We start from the raw sequence: 3,131 nt of genomic DNA, 5'->3' as shown, positions 1-3,131 counted from the left end.
ATTATTTGTAGTAGAGAATTAGCTCAGCTGGGAGAGCATCTGCCTTACAAGCAGGAGGTCGGGGGTTCGATCCCCTCATTCTCTACCAAACCAAAACTTCTAAATTATTATAATTTTTATTTGTGCCTATGTAGCTCAGTTGGTAGAGCATCTGACTGTTAATCAGAATGTCCTAGGTTCGATCCCTAGCATAGGCGCCATTTTAAATTTTAATAATATTTTATTTTCAAAAGTAGTTTGTGATATTTTTCGCATTTATTTTAGGAAAAAAAGGGGATTTTCATGACTTTGAAAGTGTTTGAAACTACTTTTGAAAATAATTTACTTATTGTAGAAATTAATAAATTAGCTAAACAAGCTAATAGTTCTGTTTTAGTTCGTTATAAAGATACTGTTTTATTAAGTGTTTTAGTTATTGGCGAGAATGAAATTTGTTTGGATTATTTACCTTTGATGATTTTTTATCAAGAAAAATTTTATGCAGCAGGAAAAATACCCGGAAATTTTTCTAAAAGAGAAGGCAAACCTTCCGACTCAGGAATATTAAATGCTCGTTTGATAGATAGAACATTAAGACCTTTATTTGATAAAAATTTTAATAAAGAAATTCAAATTGTAAATACTATTTTAAGTAATGATGAAAGTTGTAATAATGAAATTTTTGCAATTTTAGGTAGTTCTTTAGCTGCATTGATTTCTAACGCTCCTTTTTATAAAGCTGTTTCAGCTGTTTGTGTGGGTCGAGTAAATAATCAATTTATTATTAATCCTGATCCTCAACAAAAAAATGTTTCTGATTTATGGCTGGTTTTGAGTGGAACTAAAGAAAAATTAAATATGATAGAAGTTAGTTCTAAAGAAATTTCAGAAAAAGATTTAATGTCAGCTATGTTGTTTGGTCATAATTTTATTAAACAATTATGTATTTTTCAGGAAGAAATCAAAAATAATTTAAATATCATTAAAAATATTGATTTTAAAAATAATTACAAGATTGATTTATATGTTAAGTTTAAATTTAAGTATTTTGAAATTGTAAAAATTACTTTACAAAAAGAAATTGATAATAAATTTATTAAAAAAAATTTTTCGGATACAATTAATAAGCTTAAACATTTTATTCTGGAAAAATATATAGAAGATAAAGACTTTGCGATTGGCGATGATATATCTAATAATTTTATGTTTAGTTGCGAACACCAATATAAATTGGAAAAAACAAAAGAACAATTTACATATATGTTTAATAATTTATTAACTGATATAGTGAGAGAAATGGTTTTAAAAGATAAACAAAGAATTGACGGTCGAACTTTAAATGAAATTCGTTCTATTAAAACTGAAGTAGGCATTTTACCACGTACTCACGGATCAGCTATTTTTTCTCGTGGTGAAACTCAAAGTTTAGCGGTTGTGACCATAGGTGCTTTAAGTGAATGTAAATTGATAGATGATCTTAGTGAAGAAGACAAAGAATCTTTTATTGTTCATTATAATTCTCCTCCTTTTGCTGTAGGTTCAATAGGTAAATATATGATGCCTTCTAGAAGAGAAATCGGTCATGGTATGTTAACTAAAAAAGCTTTATTTCATGTTCTTCCAATGGAACAAGATTTTCCTTATACTATTAGGGTAGTATCAGAAATTTTAGAATCTAATGGCTCATCTTCGCAAGCAACTATTTGCGCTGCTTCTATGGCTTTGATGGATGCAGGGGTTCCTTTATTAAGTTCTGTAGCGGGCTTAGCAATGGGATTATTTTTTGCTAGCGAAAATGATTATGCTATTCTAAGCGATATTCAAGGATTAGAAGATCAAAAAGGTGATATGGATTTTAAAATTGCGGGTACTTTTAAAGGTATTACAGCTGCGCAAATGGATATTAAAATAGAAGGCATTAGTTTTGATATTTTGCGAGAAGTTTTAGAAAAAGCTCGTTTGGGTAGAATAGAAATTTTAGAAAAAATGAATATGACTATTAAAGAGCCTCGAGAACATTTGTCTATTTATGTACCTAAAGTTAAGATGATTACTATCCCTGTTGATAAAATTCGCGATATTATTGGCACTGGCGGAAAAATTATTAATCAAATTATTGATACTTATGATAATGTTAAAATCGATATTCAACAAAATGGTAATATATTTATTATGCATAATAACGAAAGTATTGTTAATCAAGTATCTAGTTATATTTTAAATTTAGTAGATGAAATAAAAATAGGTAAAATTTATGAAGTCACTGTTATAAAAATTTTATATGATAAAAAGAATGGTCATTCTTTTGCTGCTATAGTTCAGATTTTTCCTGGAATTGAAGGTTTTATTCATATCAGCAAATTATCAAATATTAAAGTTGAATGTGTAGAAGATGTCCTTTCGATAGGACAAAAAGTTTTAGCTAAATGTATTTTCATAAATGAAAAAGGCAAAATTGATTTATCTTTAGTTTGGGAAAAATAATTATTTAAATTAATTAATTATAATTTTAAAAAAATTTGTTAAAATAATCGATGGTAAGAGAGTAATGGAAGGTGATCGAAGTTAGATTTTTTTAAAATTTAAAGATTTCTAATTTAGGAAAGTCCATGTTAGCACATAGGGCGCCAAAGAGGCTTAAATATCATGTCATCTGACCAATGACCAGTGAGGTAAACACTGAAAGGGTAAGAACGGTTCCTGAAAGGAAACTCAGAGGAATTACAGCAGTTCTTAAAAGCGGATTGCGACGAAGTAGTTAGTCAAGACGATCACGCCACCGAATGGTTCTAAGGATAAGCCTGTAATGGCCTAAGAAGATAAAAGAAGATGTAATTAACAAACCTGTTTCGTAAACTACTATAAGCGAACAGTCCAGAATCTATCAATATAGTATGTGGATTGGATAGTTTATCAATTAAAATCTGGAATCTCACCATTAACATAATGGTTACTTCTCCTAAGGAACCAAGGTAGAAATTTAGAGTAACTTGGAGAATCCTAAGACTAAGTAATTCAATTTACTAATCAGGAAATCAAAGCCCTGATAGTTAAGGATAAAGAATCTGTTTAGTAGTCGTAAGAGTAAATCTAGTTTTGGAATAAGCTAGCTAATCGTCTTACCAAGAAGAGAGTTAACCACTCTTATAGGG

1 protein-coding gene and 2 tRNA genes are annotated in these 3,131 nt (G+C 29.0%); all 3 read left to right on the top strand.

The features are described from left to right. Positions 1-12 precede the first annotated feature (12 nt). The 3 genes from OC701_RS02510 to OC701_RS02500 all read left to right on the top strand — a co-directional run bounded on the left by OC701_RS02510 (position 13) and on the right by OC701_RS02500 (position 2,463). Positions 13-88 (top strand) — tRNA-Val (locus OC701_RS02510). 36 nt (positions 89-124) lie between these two features. After that, positions 125-200, top strand: a tRNA-Asn gene (locus OC701_RS02505). An 82-nt stretch (positions 201-282) separates the two neighbouring features. Next, positions 283-2,463, top strand: coding sequence for a polyribonucleotide nucleotidyltransferase (locus OC701_RS02500; RefSeq protein WP_304514510.1), 2,181 nt, complete (start codon positions 283-285; stop codon positions 2,461-2,463). Positions 2,464-3,131: the final 668 nt, after the last annotated feature.

The organism is Candidatus Phytoplasma bonamiae (assembly GCF_030586845.1).
Lineage (GTDB): Bacteria > Bacillota_I > Bacilli_A > Acholeplasmatales > Acholeplasmataceae > Phytoplasma > Phytoplasma bonamiae.
The sequence above is the reverse complement of the archived record's forward strand: the minus strand, read 5'-3'. Positions and strand labels throughout refer to the sequence as shown.

Coding starts and splice junctions, on each gene's coding strand:
- OC701_RS02500 (WP_304514510.1), top strand. CDS start 283: ATGACTTTGAAAGTGTTTGAAACTACTTTTGAAAATAATTTACTTATT.